The sequence below is a fragment of the Micromonospora sp. NPDC047557 genome (assembly GCF_043205095.1).
Classification (GTDB): domain Bacteria; phylum Actinomycetota; class Actinomycetes; order Mycobacteriales; family Micromonosporaceae; genus Micromonospora.
Genome location: NZ_JBIDDK010000005.1, coordinates 293,261 through 308,527 on the forward strand (window position 1 = coordinate 293,261; position 15,267 = coordinate 308,527).

The following is a 15,267-nucleotide window of genomic DNA, read 5'->3' on the forward strand; positions in this document are numbered from 1 at the left end:
GAGGGTGGTATCGCTTGTCCTACCGTTGTGACGTCTCTGGCACGTGGATGCGCCACCGCAAACGATGGACCGCATGACGATCACCTTCATCACGGGAGCCAACAAGGGCCTCGGCCGCGAGACAGCCCGCCGCCTCATCGGCCTGGGTCACACCGTTCTCGTCGGGGCGCGTGACCCCGAGGCCGGCGCCGCGACGGCCGACACCCTCGGCGCGCGGTTCGTGCAGATCGACGTCACCGACGACGAATCCGTCGCCGCTGCCGCCGCCGATGTCGAGAGGCACGAGGGCCACATCGACGTACTGGTCAATAACGCCGGCGTCCACGGGCCGTTCGGCGACCCGAGCCACCTGACCGGCGACGTCCTGCTCGACGTCCTCAACGTCAACCTCGTCGGCGTGGTGCGGACGACCACCGCCTTCCTGCCGCTGCTGCGCCGCTCGACCGACCCCGTGATCATCAACGTGAGCAGCGCGATGGGCTCCCTGTCGGCAACGCACGACCCGTTGCGGGCCGAGTCGGGCGTCATCGCCCCGGTCTACACGTCGTCGAAGGCGGCGCTGACCATGCTGACCACTCAGTACGCCAAGGCGCTGACGGACGTCCGCATCAACGCCGCCGACCCCGGTTACACCGCCACGGACCTCAACGGCCACAGCGGGCCACAGACCGTCACCGAGGGCACGGACGCCATCGTCACCCTCGCCACAGAGGGGCCCGGCCATCGCTCGGGCCGCTTCGTCGACCGTCACGGTGAGATCGCATGGTCCTGATGACGAACGGTCAGCCTGCCTGGTGTGGCGCGCCTGCTGCTCATCGAGGACGACCTGACCTGAGGTGGAAACCGGGGCCGCGCCGGGGCTGCGCCCGGAGGTCGGCCGAGTGCCGCCCGCCGGACGATGTTGACGCTGGTCGGGCTCGCCGCCTCGATGGTGCAGTTCGGGGCGGACATCGTCGAAGGGCTGCTGGCCGCCGACCGGGCGGAGATGTCGGCGCTCGGCGCGGACTTCAAGGACGTTCCCGGCGTCGAGGTGGCCTTCTACGACGTCGTACCGCAGTTGTTCTTCCTTGGTCTGGTCGTCCTCGTGGGCATGCTCGCCGCGCACCGGCGGCTGCCGTGGTGGGGCGTCGCCGTGCTGCTCGTCGGCATCGTCCTGCCGGCGGTCACGCTCGACCTGCTGCCCCTGGGCGGTCTGTGCATGCTGGTGGCGCTCGCGCCAGCGCTGCCGGCGCTGCGTCGGTCGGCCCCGCGGGCCAGCGTGGAAACCGTAATCTGATCTTGCCTCCGAGAGTCGCCCTGAGCAGCGGAGATAACGCTCTCACGGATGGTGCGAGAACCCTTGACGGACCGGGTATCGAGCCGCAACGATGCTTGCACACCACCACCCGGCGTGATCGGCGCACGTCGTCCCGCACCCGCGAAAGGACCTACCCGTGCGCAGATCCCTGAGAGCGTGGTTCGGCGCTGCGCTGAGCGCGATCCTCGTCCTGGGCGGCGTCGTCGCCACGCCGCCCGCGGCCAGCGCCGCGCCGTTCACCGTGCTGGTCTTCAGCAAGACCGCCGGATTCCGACACGGATCCATCACCCCCGGCATCACCGCGATCCAGCAGCTCGGCGCCGCCAACGGGTTCACCGTCGAGGCCACCGAGGACGCGGCACAGTTCACCGACGCCAACCTGGACCGGTTCGCGGCGGTGATCTGGCTGTCCACCACCGGTGACGTGCTCAATGCCGCACAGCAGGCGGCGTTCGAGCGCTACATCACCGGCGGCGGCGGGTACGTGGGCGTGCACTCCGCCTCCGACACCGAGTACGACTGGCCCTGGTACGGCGGGCTCGTCGGCGCGTACTTCGCCTCGCACCCGGCCGAGCAGACCGCCACCGTGAAGGTCGCCGACCAGGTGCACCCGTCGACCCGAACGCTGCCGCAGCGGTGGAGCCGGTTCGACGAGCTGTACAACTACCGCGCCAACCCCCGGGGCAACGTGCACGTGCTGGCCACCCTGGACGAGAGCACCTACACCGGCGGCAGCATGGGGTACGACCACCCCATCTCCTGGTGCCAGAACTACTCCGGAGGGCGGGCCTGGTACACCGGCCTCGGCCACACCGACGCCTCGTACACCGACACGGCCTTCCGCCAGCACCTGCTCGGCGGCATCCAGACCGCAGCCGGGGCGGTCGACGCCGACTGCGGCCCCACCGTCACCACCAACTTCCAGCAGGTGGAGCTGGCCAAGGGCGCCGCCGAGACCGGCGAGCCGATGAGCCTCACCGTCCTGCCCGACCGGGGCGTACTGCACACCTCCCGCGACGGCGTGATCCGGCACACCGACGCGGCCGGCAACACCAAGATCGCCGCCACCCTGGCCGTCTACACCGGCGACGAGGAGGGCCTCCAAGGCATCAAGGCCGACCCCAACTTCGCCACCAACCGCTGGGTGTACGCCTACTACGCGCCCCCGTTGAGCACACCCGGCGGTGGTGCCCCGGCCACCGGCACGCCTGCCGACTTCGCCGTCTGGGACGGCGTCAACCGGTTGTCCCGCTTCACCGTGAACGCGGACAACACCATCAACCTGGCCAGCGAGACGCTGATCCTGAACGTGCCCACCAGCCGGGGCATGTGCTGTCACGTCGGCGGCGACATGGACTTCGACGCCGCCGGCAACCTGTACCTGTCCACCGGGGACGACACCAACCCGTTCGACTCGGCCGGGTTCACCCCGATCGACGAGCGGGCTGGCCGTAACCCGGCCTTCGACGCCCAGCGCACCGCGGCGAACAGCAACGACCTGCGCGGCAAGGTGCTGCGCATCAAGCCGAGCGCGGCGGGCGGGTACACCATCCCGGCCGGCAACATGTTCGCGCCCGGCACCGCGCGGACGCGCCCGGAGATCTACGCGATGGGGTTCCGCAACCCGTTCCGGATGAGCGTGGACAAGGCCACCGGCATCGTCTACCTCGGCGACTACGGCCCCGACGCCGGCACCGCCGACCCGAACCGGGGGCCGGCGGGCAATGTGGAGTTCGCCCGGATCGACCGGCCCGGCTTCTACGGCTGGCCGTACTGCACCGCCCGCAATGACGCCTACAACGACTACACGTTCCCGTCCGGGCCGTCCGGGCCGAAGTTCGACTGCGCGGGCGGGCCGGTCAACAACTCGCCCAACAACACCGGCATCACCCAGCTGCCGCCGGCCGTCCCGGCCTGGCTGCCGTACGGCGGTTCCGGCTCCCCGCCGGAGTTCACCGGCGGTGGGCTGTCGCCGATGGCCGGCCCGGTCTACCGGTACGACCCGAACAACACCTCCGCCGTGGCGTTCCCGCAGTACTACGACGGCACCTTCTTCGCCGGTGAGTTCGGCCGCCGCTGGATCAAGAACGTCAAGCTCGACGCGGCCGGCCAGCCCTTGAAGATCAACCCGTTCCCGTGGACCGGAACGCAGGTCATGGACATGGAGTTCGGCCCGGACGGCGCGCTCTACGTTCTCGACTACGGCACCGGTTGGTTCAACGGCGACGCCAACTCGGCGCTCTACCGCATCGAGTACGCCCGCGAGGGCAGGGCGCCCGTCGCGAAGGTCACCGCCACCCCGACCAGCGGCATCGCGCCGCTGACCGTGGCCTTCTCCTCGGCCGGCACCCTCGACCCGGACGGCGACCCGTTCACCTACGCCTGGGACTTCGACAACAACGGCACCACCGACTCGACCGCGCCGAACCCGAGCTTCACGTACACGACCAACGGGACGCGCAGTCCGACCCTGACGGTCCGGGACACCACCGGCAAGACCGCCACCGCGAGCGTGGTGGTCACCGTCGGCAACAGCGCCCCGGTCGTCACCGTGAACACCCCGTTGAACGGGCAGACCTTCGCCTTCGGGGACGCGGTGCCGTTCAGCGTCACCGTCACCGACGCCCAGGACGGCGCGATCAACTGCGCCCGGGTCAAGGTGAACTACGTCCTCGGCCACGACTCGCACGGCCACCAGCTCGGCAGCGTGCAGGGCTGCACCGGGGTCATCCAGACCTCGGCCGACGGCGAGCACGACACGGCGGCGAACATCTTCGGCATCATCGACGCCGAGTACACCGATCTGGGCGGGGGCGGCCAACCGGCGCTGACCACGCACACCCAGGCCGTGCTGCAACCGCGGGTGCGCCAGGCCGAGCACTTCGGCGATTCCTCGGGTGTCCAGATCGTCGCCGGGGCGGCCGGGCACGGCGGCGCCGCGGTCGGCTACATCGACAACAACGACTGGATTTCCTTCCGCCCCTACAATCTGACCGGCATCCAGTCGTTCAGCGCCCGGGTCGGCGCCCCGGCCGGCGGCGGCGGGACGCTGGAACTGCGCGTCGACTCACCGACCGGGCCGCTGGTGGGCTCGGCGACGGTGACACCGACCGGCGGGTACGCCAACTTCGCCACGGTCACCGGCGGGGTCACCGCGCCGACCGGCACCCGCACCCTGTTCCTGGTCTTCAAGGGCACCGGCCCGTGGTTCGACATCGACGAGTTCACCCTCTCCACCAGCCCCGGTGGGCCGGGACCGGACCCGGATCCCGGGACGGGTACCAACCTGGCCAAGGGCAAGCCGGCGCGAGCCTCCAGTTACGAGGGCGCGTTCGTCGCGGCCAACGCGTTCGACGGTGTGGCCGGCACCCGCTGGGGCAGCGCCTTCGGAGACCCACAGTGGATCGACGTGGACCTCGGCGCGACGTACGCCCTCAACCGGGTCAAGCTGACCTGGGAGGCCGCGTACGGCAGCGCGTACCAGATCCAGACCTCCACCGACGGCGTCACCTTCACCACGATCCGGACGGTGACCGGCGGCGACGGCGGGGTGGACGACCTGACCGGGCTCACCGGCTCCGGCAGGTACGTCCGGCTCCTCGGCACCGCCCGCGGCACGGCCTGGGGCTACTCGCTCTACGAGTTCGAGGTGTACGGCGCCACCGGCGGCCCGACCGGCGGCAACCTGCTGCTGAACAAGCCGACGACGACGTCCAGCAACGAGGGGGCCGACGTGACCGGCGCCCAGGCGGTCGACGGCAGCCTCACCACCCGCTGGTCGAGCACCTTCTCCGACCCGCAGTGGATCCGCGTCGACCTGGGCAGCCCGACCGCCATCGGTCGGGTCAAGCTGAACTGGGAGGCGGCGTACAGCAGCGCGTACCAGATCCAGACCTCCAACGACGGCACCACCTGGACCACAGTGAAGACGGTGACCGGCGCCGACGGTGGTGTGGACGAGCACAGCGGCCTCGGTGCCAACGGCCGCTACCTGCGCATCTACGGCACCGCCCGGGGGACCGGCTACGGCCATTCGCTGTGGGAGGTGGAGGCGTACACGAGCTGAACCACCACGACGGCGTGACCGGCACGGCGTCCGTGCCGGTCACGCCCCGTCGTTCAGCTACCGGGGCGTCGGTGACACGCCCCTGACGAAGGGCCACGGGTACGCCCCGAACAGGTCGGTGCACGCCGTGAGCAGACCCTGCCGGGCGTCGGCGACGCGCTGGTTGGCCGGCCCCTTGTCGACGGCAGGGTCGTCCGCCACCCACAGGTCGCCGGCTTCCTTGGCGGCTGGTCCCAGCTTCTTCCCGGCCTCGCGGACACCGGGGTCGGTCGACTCGATGGCGAGCATCGCGGTGCTCACGTCCTCGACGGGTGGGTTGTTCTTCTCGATGCTGAAGGCCACGCGACTGCACGCGGAGGCTGCGGACTTGTCCGAGGGCGCGGTGGAGCGGGGAGCGGGGTCGGGCGTATCGGCGGGCGAGCAGCCCGCCAGCAGGAGGGAGGCGACGACGAGGGTACGGATCACCGCGGGATCTTAGCGATCTTGCGGCAGCTGCCACGAGTGGGTTCAGTCGTCGGCGACGGCCACCGGCTCGGTGTCGATGCAGCGGACCTTCAGCTCGTGCCGACCGGCCGAGCCCTCGAAGGTGACCTCGACGTCGTCGTCCGGACCCCGGTCCACCTCGTGCACCCGGTAGCCCTGCGCGGGCGCCCAGGAGACGAGGCGTACCCCATCGGGGCCGCACTCGGCCACGGCCGTGCCACCGTCGGTGGCGAAGCTGCGGCGGACACCGGGGCCCGGCGACGCGGCGCTCGCCGTGGCGGGGCCGGGGGACGCGGTGCCGGACGCGGCCGGCCCGGTGCCCGTGGTGCCGGTGGGCGCCGGCTCCGGCGAGGCGAGCGCCCGTTCGATCTCCGCCTCGCTGCGTATCCCGCCCGGTGTGCCGGTGATGCTCTCGCCGACCAGCCGGATCGCGCCCAGCCCGATCAGGGTCGCCACGGCGACCGTGGCCACCCAACCGGCGGCGACGAGGACGGAACGACGGCTCATGGCACCGACTATCCCCGATCGTTGGTTGTCGTCGGCACATCCGAAGGCTAAGGCACGGTTAACGCGCGTCTTCCCGGCAGCGGCAGCGGCTAGCCTGCCTGCTGTGGCCCGCCTGCTGCTCATCGAGGACGACCTGACGATCCGTACGCCGCTGATCCGGGCGTTGCGGGAACGCGGACACGCGGTCGCCGCGGCCTCGACCGCGATGGCCGGGCTTCGCGACGCGCTGGAGGACCGGCCCGACCTGGTGGTCCTCGACCTGGGTCTGCCCGACCTGGACGGACGCGAGCTGCTGCGGATGCTGCGCGCGGTCAGTTCGGTGCCGGTCATCGTGGCCACCGCCCGCGACGACGAGACCGAGATCGTCCGGGTCCTCGACGCGGGCGCCGACGACTACGTGGTCAAGCCGTTCACCGCCGCGCAGCTCGACGCCCGCGCCCGAGCGGTGCTGCGGCGGGGCCCCGCCAGCGCCGACACGCAGGAGGTGTCCCTCGTGGTGGGCGGGCTGCGCGTCGACGCCCGGTCCCGGCAGGTCACCCTGGACGGCACGCTTGTGGAGCTGACGCCGCGCGAGTTCGACCTGCTGCACCACCTGGCCGGCCGGCCCGGCCAGGTGGTCACCAAACGCGAGCTGCTCACCGAGGTCTGGCAGATCCCGTACGGCGGCGCGGACAAGACTGTCGACGTGCACCTGTCCTGGCTGCGCCGCAAGCTGGGGGAGAGCGCCCAGCAGCCCCGCTACCTGCACACCGTGCGCGGCGTCGGGGTCCGACTGGAGGCGCCGTGAGGGCACGGCTCGCGCTGCTGGTCGCAGCGGTCAGCGTGCTCACGCTCGTCGCCTTCCTGGTGCCGCTGGCGCTGCTCGTTCGCACCGTCGCCCAGGACCGGGCCACCGTGCGGGCCACCGCCGACGCGCAGAGCCTCGTGCCGGTGGTCGGCACCGCCGACGCGCCGACCATCCGGCTCACCGTCGAGCAACTCGCCGCGGAGTCCGGTCGGCCGGTGAGCGTCTTCCTGCCCGACGGCACGGTGCTCGGCGCCCAGGCCCCCCGTACGCCCGCGGTGGCCCTGGCGGCGCGCGGCCAGAGCCTCACCGGGGAGTCGGCTGCCGGCCGGGAGGTGGTCATCGCCGTGCAGGGCCGGGCGGACGGCACCGGCGTCATCCGGATCGTGGTGCCGCGGCAGGAGCTGACCGCCGGGGTGACCCGGGCCTGGCTGGTGCTGGCGCTGCTGGGTGTGGTGCTGGTGCTGATCGGGTTGGCGGTCGCCGACCGGCTGGCGCGCACGCTGGTGCGGCCGATCAGCGAACTCTCCGCCGTGTCGCACCGCCTGGCGAACGCCGAACTGGACGCCCGGGTCACGCCCGCCGGCCCGGCGGAGCTGCGCGAGGTGGCCGGTGCGCTCAACCACCTGGCCGGCCGGATCCAGGTTCTCCTGGTGCAGGAGCGCGAGCAGGTCGCCGACCTGTCCCACCGACTGCGGACACCGTTGACGGCGCTGCGACTGGAGGCGGAGTCGCTGCGCGACCCGGACGACGCGGCCCGCATCGCCACCGCCGCCGACGGGCTCGAACGAGCGGTCACCGGTCTGATCCAGCAGGCCCGCTGGCGTCGCGCGCCGACGCCCGGGACGGCCGCGTCGGATGCCGCCGCGGTCGTCGCGGACCGGGTGGCGTTCTGGTCGGTGCTGGCCGAGGACACCGGTCGGGCCGTGCACCTCGACCTGGATCCCGGCCCGCTCACCGTCGGGGTGCCCGCCGACGACCTGGCGGCCGCCGTGGACGCCCTGCTCGGCAACGTCTTCGCGCACACCCCCGACGGCACGCCCTTCACCGTCCGGCTCGCGCGCGACGACGGGGAGGTGCTGCTCACCGTCGCCGACGAGGGACCGGGTATGCCGTCGGGTGCGGTCCGACGGGGTGCCAGCCCCGCCGGGTCGACCGGGCTCGGCCTGGACATCGCCCGCCGCGCCGCGCAGGCCGGCGGCGGTCGGCTGGAGCTGCGATCCGTGCCGCAGGGCGGCGCGCAGGTGCTGCTCCGACTCGGACCGCCGACGCCGCGGCGAGAGGCATAGCCGCTGCGGTGCCGGGTAGCTGCCACCCATGGCGCGGTATACGAAACCCGAGCTCAGAGAGCAGATCAAGGAAGAGATCAAGGCGTCCGACAAGGGCGGTCGGCCGGGACAGTGGTCGGCACGCAAGTCACAGCTGGTCACCCAGGAGTACAAGAAGCGCGGCGGCGGTTTCCTGGGCGAAAAGGACGAGCGGCAGAAAGCGCTCCAGCGCTGGGGCAACGAGAAGTGGCAGACCAAAGAGGGCGACACCCGTGCGCGCAAGGACGGCACGACGAGCCGATACCTGCCCAAGAAGGCCTGGGACGAGATGTCGGAGAGCCAGAAGCAGGCTACCGACACCAAGAAGCGTGAAGCCTCCCGAACCGGCCGGCAGTACGTCGCCAACACCGGGCCGGCCAAGAAGGCGCGTCGAGACGCCACCACCGCCGGCCGGATCTCGGAGATGTCAGTCGCCGAGGCCAGCAAGCTGGTCCGTGGCCTCGACACGCGGCAGCTCAGAACGGCCCTGCGCAACGAGCACGCCGGCAAGGACCGCAAGACGCTCGTCCAGCGGCTGGAGGCCGAACTCAACCGGCGCGGCTAGCCGTGCGCAGGTCAGAAGATCTGTCTGCGGTCCCGAAGCCCGCCGAGGTGACCCGGTCGTCATCGCGGCGGCGCAGGATCCGCACCTCGGTGGTGGCCTCGGTGCCGGTCAACGGCAGCACCGCCACCGGAGGAGGCGCCACGGCGGTGATGCTCGCCGGTCCGATCGTCACTCCGAGGCCGGCCGCGACCAGGTGCACCACCGTGGTCCAACTGCCGGCGACCTGGACGATGCGCGGTGTGTAGCCGGCGTCCAGGCAGGGCCGGAGATTGCGCTGGTAGGCCCGCTCGCCGGCCACCCGAGGGACGAAGACGAACGGGTCGTCCCGCAGCACCGCGGCGTCGATCGCCCGGTCTCCCGCGTGCGGGTGGTCGCCCGGTAGGACGGCGACGAAGGTCTCGGCGGCGAACGTGGTGCCGACCAGGTCGTCGTGGTCGTCCGGGTCCCGAACCACGCCGAGATCGACCTCGCCGTTCAACAGCCGGTCGACGATCTGCGCCGTGTACGCCTCGTGCAGGCGTAGGTGGACGGCCGGGTGGCGCTCACGGAAACGACGGATCGGCCCGGCCAGCCCGAGCTGGATCGCCGAACTGACGAAGCCGATGTCGAAGCGTCCCTGCTCCCCGCGCCCGATGCGGCTCGCCTCGTGCACGTCGTCGGCCACTGCGGCCAGCACCCGCCGGCACCGGACGAGATACGCCTCACCGGCGGGCGTCAGCGCCACCGACCGGGAGGTGCGGACGAACAGCGGCGTACCGATCATCGCCTCGAGCTGGCGGATCTGCTGCGACAGCGGCGGCTGGGCCATCCGCAGCCGCACCGCGGCCCGGCCGAAGTGCAGCTCCTCGGCGACCGCGACGAAGTACCGCAGGTGGCGCAACTCGGGAGCCATATGTCGAGGATACGGATCGGTGCGAACAAGATATTGGACGTTCGAATAGCGGCGATCGGAGAATCGGGTCATGAACCCGAGCACGCTGACCGTCACGTCCATGACGACAGCCGAGGAGGCTGAGGCCTTCCGGACGCTGAACGAAGAGTGGATCTCCCACCTCTTCACCATCGAGGAGTCGGACCGCAAGACGCTCGGCGACCCGTTCGCCGCCATCGTCGAACCGGGCGGCGACGTGCTGATCCTGCGCGACGGCGGGGAGATCGTCGGCTGTGTCGCCGTGGTGCGCAGCTCGGAGGACGTCTTCGAGTTGTCGAAGATGGCGGTGGCCCCGGCGGCGCGCGGCAGGGGTCTCGGCCGCCAGCTCATCGAGGCGGCGATCGAGCGCGCCCGCCAGCTCGGCGCGGCCACCCTGTTCCTCGGCAGCAGCACGAAGCTCCCGAACGCCGTGCACCTCTACGAAACGGCCGGCTTCTAGCACGTCGGTCCGGAACAGATCCCGCTGCCGCCGTACGCCCGCGCCGACGTCTTCATGCGGATGACGCTCTGACCGCCGGCTTAACCCGGCCTTAGCGTTCGGACAGCGCGGTGCTATCCCGGTTCAGCCGATCCTCAGAGTCGACAAACCGAGGAGAGGTGGACACCACGATGAAGCGCACGAATCTGCTTCTGGCGACGGTCGGCGGCTCGGCGGTGCTGGCGGTGGCCGGGGTCGCGCTGGGCGTCGCCGCCGCGAACGATACCCGGCGTGGCGATCCGGCGCTCGCCGCGGCGACCATCGCCCCGACGGGCACGGACGCCCCGGACGACAGCGACACAAGCGTCGCGCCGGGGGCCAGCGGCACGCCGTCGGCCGGGACCCCGTCGGGTACGCCGTCGAGCGGCACACCGTCCGCGGGCACCGCGCCGACGGGCAGCGCGGTCGACGCGCAGCGCGCCGGTGAGATCGCGCTCGCCAGGGCCGGTGGCGGCCAGATCGTCGAGGTCGAGGCCGAGCAGGAGAACGGCCGGCCGGTGTGGAGCGTCGAAATCGTCGCCGGCGACACCGAGCACGAGGTGGACGTCGACCGGGACAACGGCTCGGTGGTCAAGGCCGAGCAGGAGCCGGTCGACGACGACGACAGGTTCGGCCAGTCGGACGACAAGGACGACCGGTCCGACGACGACGACGACAGCCCCGGCGACGACGACTGACGAAAGACCGGCGACCAGCGACGCCCCGACCGGATCCGGCACAGCGGTCGGGGCGTCGCCGCGTGCGGGCTAGGCCGAGCTCCTGGTGAAGGTGGCGTCGCTGACCACGCCAGATCGCACGGCTGGGTCGAGAGCTGAGCCGCTGACCCTGCCCGCCGGTCAGAGGCCCGCGTGCAGGGTCAGGCTCTGCCGCAGGTGGAGCTTCGGCCGGGACCCGACGACCGAGCCGGCGACCTCGCCCCGACGGAACACCAGCAGCGTCGGCAGGGACATGACTGCATAGCGCCGCGTGGTCTGCGGATTGTCGTCGGAGTTGAGCTTGGCGATGGTCATGCGGTCGCCGAACTCCTGTGCCAGCTCGACGAGGCTCTTCTCGATCATCTTGCAGGGCGGGCACCACTCGGCCCAGAAGTCGACAACGACGGGCCGGTCGCTGGCCAACACCAGCTCGGCGAACGTGGCGTCGGTGACGGTGATCAGGGGGCGGACTGTCGTTTCCTGGGGCATGTTTCCTCCCGGTGCGCGATGGCGTGGGTGAGCTGGGTGCGCAACTGCTGACGGACCGCGGTGAGCCGATCGAGGTAGTCGTCGACCTCGGCGAGTTTGCGCCGCAGCACCACCACCGAATCCGGGCAGACATCGCCGGACGCGTTGCCCGCTCGCAGGCAGGCGACGAACGGACGGACGTCGTCGAGGCCGAAGCCGACGTCGAGCAGCGCCCGGATCTCCCGGACGACCCGCAGCTCCGCCTCGTCGTAGACGCGGTAGCCGTTGGCCGAGCGCTGCGGGCGTACCAACCCGTGGGCCTCGTAGTAGCGCAGCGTCCGGGTGCTCGTGCCGGCCCGTTCAGCCAGCTCGCCGATCAGCATCAGACCTCCTCGACCAGCCCGTCGCGACCACGCTAAACCTTGTCGTCAGCGTCAAGGCAAACTGCGCGACTCCTGCACGCCCAGCGCCGTCGAACGGGCCCGGACGACCACTCGCGCAGGTGTTCGCGTGGCCAGGCGTGGCCCCACGGGGCCCTGCGCACATGCGCATGGCAACGTTGGTGGGACCTTCCACGCCGTATGCCGGAAGTGGTGACCCGGGCTTGCTCATCGCATGCCGCGCGATCGCTGTCCGAGCCTCCCGAGGACACCCTGGTGGTCGTTGAGGCGGAGCGGATTGTCTATACGGAACACTGGCTGCGACGCGAAGGGCTGGCCTCCCGCCAGCACTGGCGTCGCTGATAATGCCGCTCTCGGCGGCATGGTCACCGCCCACGCCTCATCGGTCGTGCCACCGCCTGATCGCCAAGACCATCCATGAATGATCAGCAGGACATGCCCTACGGCCTGCTTGATAAGAAACCGGCCGGCTTGCGGGGGCCCGGACGAGTCCCTGCCGAGCGGTGCCGGATCTCCGGCCCGGCTCGACCCCTCGTGGAAACAGGCCTTAATTGCGTCGGTGGTAGTGGTTACGGCGGGGGATCTGGTTGGGGTCTAGCCACGCCGGCGGGACGAACGTCGGCTGGCCGTCGCGACCGAGCCGGGCCGTCCAGTCTCCCTTATGTACGTGGCGGTGGTGGTAGCCGCAGAGCAGGACGGCGTTGGTGAGGCTCGTGGACCCGCCGTCGGCCCAGTGGTGGATGTGGTGGGCGTCGCACCAGCGGGGTGGACGGTCGCAGCCGGGGAAGGCGCAGCCGCGGTCACGCAGCACGAGGGCGCGGCGCAGGGGCCCGGTGATGAGGCGGCGTTGCCGGCCGACATCCAGTGGTTGGCCGTTGCCGCCGAGAACGGCGGGGAGGATGGCGGCGTCGCAGGCGAGCCGCCGCACCGTCTCCGGGGTCAGGGCGAGGCCGGTGTCGAGCGTGCCGGTGCCGAGCTGTCGGGTCAGGGGGTCGTAGCCGGTGGTGACGACGATCTGCGCGGGGGCGCCGCCGTGTTCGGGTAGATCACCGGTGCGCAGGGCGAGTCGGCAGATGTCCGCGAGGGCGTCATGGCGGCGTTGGCCCGGCGTACGAGTGTCGTCTGGGCCGGTGGGGCCGCTGAGAGGATCGATGGCGGCGCGGAGCAGGCCGGCGGTTTCGGCGTCGAGGGTGCCGGCGAGTCGCAGACGCCCGTCGGTCTGCTCGGACAGGGTGAGGTGCCGGTCGCGGTCGGCACGCCGGGCTTCGGCGTCCAGCCCGGCCTTCGTGGCGGCGTCGGCGACGTCCGGTGCGACGTGGTCGAGGATGCGGGTGCCGAGTTTGCGTAGCAGGGTGGGGTCGAACTGGCCAGCCCATTCGACGAGGACGCCGACGGCTTTGTCGGCGGCCTCCGTGCCGGCGGCGGTGTGCACGGTGGTCACGGTGTCGGTGATGACGCGCGCCTGCTCCATGCTGATGGCACCGTCGGCCAGCGACCGCCGGACTCCGTCGTTGCGGCCGTCGTCGAGGGCGTCGGCGAGGTCGACGAGCCGCCGCGCGGCGGGGATCGTGAGGCGCAGGCGTTCGCGGAGCCACACCGTGGTGCTGGACGCGCCGTTAGCGCGGGCGATGCCGCGGCCGTCGATTTCGCGGACGAGGGCCAGTTGGAGCCCGGCGAGGCGTTGTGCGAGGCGGTGCGTGGCATCGAGCGCGGCGACAAGGTCCTGCTCGGCCAGGCTCCAGGCGGACGCGTCGAGGCAGGCGGCGACCGCCTCGTCTGCCTGCGCCAGCTCCTCGACCATGGCCTGACACTAGAACAGGTGTACGACACTTTCAGTCACCATGATCGATTGGACGCTTAGGGGCGTCCCGGCGACCGATCCGGCCCCTGGCGCAGCCTGATCAGGTCGACTGCCTGGACGTGACCGCGCCGCCACCCGCATGCCCTAGGGCTCGGGGCAGCGGCGCGATCGTCATCGCACGCTGTGTGCGATCGGCGGATCAGCCGATGCGGAACTGCTCGCCGTAGACGGCGAACGACAGCGGGGTGTTCAGGTTGAAGTTGCCGTTGTTGAGGAACACCCGCTGGGCCGTGTCGACGCGGGACGTGTCGGAGTGGGCCTCTTCCTTGCGCATCTCGATGACCCGCTCGTCGAGGAACGCGTTGAGCCAGGTCCGCTCGTCGCCACCCTGGGCCGGCGGCTTGGCGCGGGCGAGGGCGCGGCTGCGGATCTGGCGCATTCCCTCGTACCCGTGCATGACCGCCGCGTCGTAGTAGGCGAACTGGCCGAGTGCCCGTACCCCGTCGTTCTTGCCGTCGCGGACCGACGGGTTGAAGTACACCCGGTCCCGCTCGGCCTCCTGCGCCGCCCGGAACACCGAGTCGTTGGCCGCGGTGCGCCAGTCGCGGGGGAAGTTGGGGTCGAGGCCGGCGTGCGACGCGGTGCCGTTGACGGCGCGCAGCGCCGGCAGGTATCCGGCCAGCACGTTGCCCGGCTTGGTGTTCGTGTACGCCTGGACCAGTTCGAGCATGTCGCCGGTGCCCGAGCAGAAGCCGATGATGCCCGCGGTGTAGCCGCGACCGTCGCCGATGTCCTCGATGTAGGAGAACTGCGCGCGCCAGTCGAGCGAGGAGTTCTCCGCCGCCGACACGAGCTGCATGGCGACGTCCTTCTTCGCCGGGTCGTCCAGGTTGGTGCCGGCGGGGACGGTGGCGCTCGGCGTGGGGGTGGGGTTGCCGCCGCCGGGAAGGGTCCACTGCTGGTTGGTGGTGCCGCCGCAGGTCCAGATCTGCAACCGGGCGCCGTTGGCGGTGCTCCGGTCGGTCACGTCGAGGCACTTGCCCGAGGCGGTGTTGACCAGGGCGCCACCGCTGGCGGCGGTCCACTTCTGGGCGCCGGTGTTGTTGCAGTCGTACAGCTGGATCTTGGCGCCGTTGGCGATCGACGCGGCGGTGACGTCGAGGCACTTGCCGAGCGCGCGGATCGAGCTGTCGGTGTTGCCGACCGTCCACGTCTGGGCCGCGCTGCCGTTGCAGTCGTAGAGCTGCACCGGCGTGCCGTTGGCCGGATTGGCGCCGGCGACGTCGACGCACTTGCCACCGAGGCCGGTGATCGGGCCGGCGGTCGCGGCGCTCGCCGACGGGAGGCCGTAGCTGACCGCCGCGACGCCGATCAGCAGGGTGCCCACGACGTAGGCGGCTGTTCTCTTGCGGACCATGGTGTTCCTCGGGGAAGGGGCGGCGTGCCGCCGGCCGGTCGGTGCCCGGCGCGGCGATCGGCCCCGG

General features: G+C 71.4%; 15 protein-coding genes and 1 pseudogene. 9 read left to right on the plus strand and 7 right to left on the minus strand.

Going from position 1 to position 15,267, the window contains the following annotated elements; genetic code table 11:
• Positions 1–73: 73 nt before the first annotated feature.
• The 3 genes from ACGGAQ_RS16120 to ACGGAQ_RS16130 all read left to right on the plus strand — a co-directional run bounded on the left by ACGGAQ_RS16120 (position 74) and on the right by ACGGAQ_RS16130 (position 5,363).
• Positions 74–772: an SDR family NAD(P)-dependent oxidoreductase gene (locus ACGGAQ_RS16120; RefSeq protein ID WP_393049547.1), complete on the plus strand. Its 699-nt coding sequence runs from the start codon at positions 74–76 to the stop codon at positions 770–772.
• 126 nt (positions 773–898) lie between these two features.
• Positions 899–1,276 (plus strand): hypothetical protein, encoded by a 378-nt coding sequence (locus tag ACGGAQ_RS16125; RefSeq protein WP_393049550.1) that lies wholly within the window; start codon positions 899–901, stop codon positions 1,274–1,276.
• A gap of 157 nt (positions 1,277–1,433) precedes the next feature.
• On the plus strand, positions 1,434–5,363 hold the full coding sequence (locus ACGGAQ_RS16130) for a ThuA domain-containing protein (protein WP_393049553.1): 3,930 nt from the start codon (positions 1,434–1,436) through the stop codon (positions 5,361–5,363).
• 57 nt (positions 5,364–5,420) lie between these two features.
• Here ACGGAQ_RS16130 and ACGGAQ_RS16135 read toward each other — a convergent pair whose 3' ends face one another.
• Together ACGGAQ_RS16135 and ACGGAQ_RS16140 are read right to left on the minus strand one after the other, a co-directional pair.
• Positions 5,421–5,828 (minus strand): hypothetical protein, encoded by a 408-nt coding sequence (locus ACGGAQ_RS16135; RefSeq protein ID WP_393049556.1) that lies wholly within the window; start codon positions 5,826–5,828, stop codon positions 5,421–5,423.
• A 42-nt stretch (positions 5,829–5,870) separates the two neighbouring features.
• Positions 5,871–6,353 (minus strand): septum formation initiator, encoded by a 483-nt coding sequence (locus ACGGAQ_RS16140; protein ID WP_393049559.1) that lies wholly within the window; start codon positions 6,351–6,353, stop codon positions 5,871–5,873.
• Positions 6,354–6,456: 103 nt separating this feature from the next.
• Between ACGGAQ_RS16140 and ACGGAQ_RS16145 the strand changes: the two genes are divergently transcribed.
• From ACGGAQ_RS16145 to ACGGAQ_RS16155, 3 genes are read left to right on the plus strand one after another with little or no spacing between them, the layout of a single operon-like run.
• The gene (locus ACGGAQ_RS16145; protein ID WP_393049561.1) at positions 6,457–7,140 is read left to right on the plus strand and encodes a response regulator transcription factor; all 684 of its coding nucleotides are present in this window, start codon (positions 6,457–6,459) and stop codon (positions 7,138–7,140) included.
• Positions 7,137–8,426: a sensor histidine kinase gene (locus ACGGAQ_RS16150; protein ID WP_393049563.1), complete on the plus strand. Its 1,290-nt coding sequence runs from the start codon at positions 7,137–7,139 to the stop codon at positions 8,424–8,426. Before ACGGAQ_RS16145 ends, ACGGAQ_RS16150 begins: the two co-directional genes overlap by 4 nt.
• Positions 8,427–8,454: 28 nt before the next feature.
• On the plus strand, positions 8,455–9,009 hold the full coding sequence (locus ACGGAQ_RS16155; RefSeq protein WP_393049566.1) for a DUF5872 domain-containing protein: 555 nt from the start codon (positions 8,455–8,457) through the stop codon (positions 9,007–9,009).
• Here ACGGAQ_RS16155 and ACGGAQ_RS16160 read toward each other — a convergent pair.
• Positions 8,993–9,901, minus strand: a complete 909-nt coding sequence (locus tag ACGGAQ_RS16160) for a LysR substrate-binding domain-containing protein (RefSeq protein WP_393049569.1) — start codon at positions 9,899–9,901, stop codon at positions 8,993–8,995. The two genes, ACGGAQ_RS16155 and ACGGAQ_RS16160, sit on opposite strands and share 17 nt — an antisense overlap.
• Before the next feature lie 70 nt (positions 9,902–9,971).
• Here ACGGAQ_RS16160 and ACGGAQ_RS16165 point away from each other — a divergent pair, with 70 nt between their 5' ends.
• Positions 9,972–10,379 carry a GNAT family N-acetyltransferase gene (locus ACGGAQ_RS16165; protein ID WP_393049572.1) on the plus strand — a complete coding sequence of 136 codons (408 nt, stop codon included), beginning with the start codon at positions 9,972–9,974 and terminating at the stop codon, positions 10,377–10,379.
• Between the two features lie 170 nt (positions 10,380–10,549).
• A complete protein-coding gene (locus ACGGAQ_RS16170; RefSeq protein ID WP_393049574.1) occupies positions 10,550–11,095 on the plus strand; it encodes a PepSY domain-containing protein in 546 nt (181 codons plus the stop codon).
• Between the two features lie 159 nt (positions 11,096–11,254).
• On the opposite strand, the gene trxA is transcribed toward ACGGAQ_RS16170, so the two are convergent.
• Entirely contained in the window at positions 11,255–11,602 is a 348-nt protein-coding gene (gene trxA / locus ACGGAQ_RS16175; RefSeq protein ID WP_393049577.1) for a thioredoxin, read from the minus strand.
• Positions 11,572–11,964: a MerR family transcriptional regulator gene (locus tag ACGGAQ_RS16180; RefSeq protein WP_393049579.1), complete on the minus strand. Its 393-nt coding sequence runs from the start codon at positions 11,962–11,964 to the stop codon at positions 11,572–11,574. The genes trxA and ACGGAQ_RS16180 overlap by 31 nt, the downstream gene beginning before the upstream one ends.
• 240 nt (positions 11,965–12,204) lie before the next feature.
• Here ACGGAQ_RS16180 and ACGGAQ_RS16185 point away from each other — a divergent pair.
• Positions 12,205–12,324 (plus strand): annotated as a pseudogene (locus ACGGAQ_RS16185) (pyridoxamine 5'-phosphate oxidase family protein); the annotation flags it as partial.
• Positions 12,325–12,529: 205 nt separating this feature from the next.
• Here ACGGAQ_RS16185 and ACGGAQ_RS16190 read toward each other — a convergent pair.
• Together ACGGAQ_RS16190 and ACGGAQ_RS16195 are read right to left on the minus strand one after the other, a co-directional pair.
• Positions 12,530–13,783 carry a DUF222 domain-containing protein gene (locus ACGGAQ_RS16190; protein WP_393049582.1) on the minus strand — a complete coding sequence of 418 codons (1,254 nt, stop codon included), beginning with the start codon at positions 13,781–13,783 and terminating at the stop codon, positions 12,530–12,532.
• A gap of 199 nt (positions 13,784–13,982) precedes the next feature.
• Positions 13,983–15,200 carry a chitosanase gene (locus ACGGAQ_RS16195; protein ID WP_393049585.1) on the minus strand — a complete coding sequence of 406 codons (1,218 nt, stop codon included), beginning with the start codon at positions 15,198–15,200 and terminating at the stop codon, positions 13,983–13,985.
• Positions 15,201–15,267: the final 67 nt, after the last annotated feature.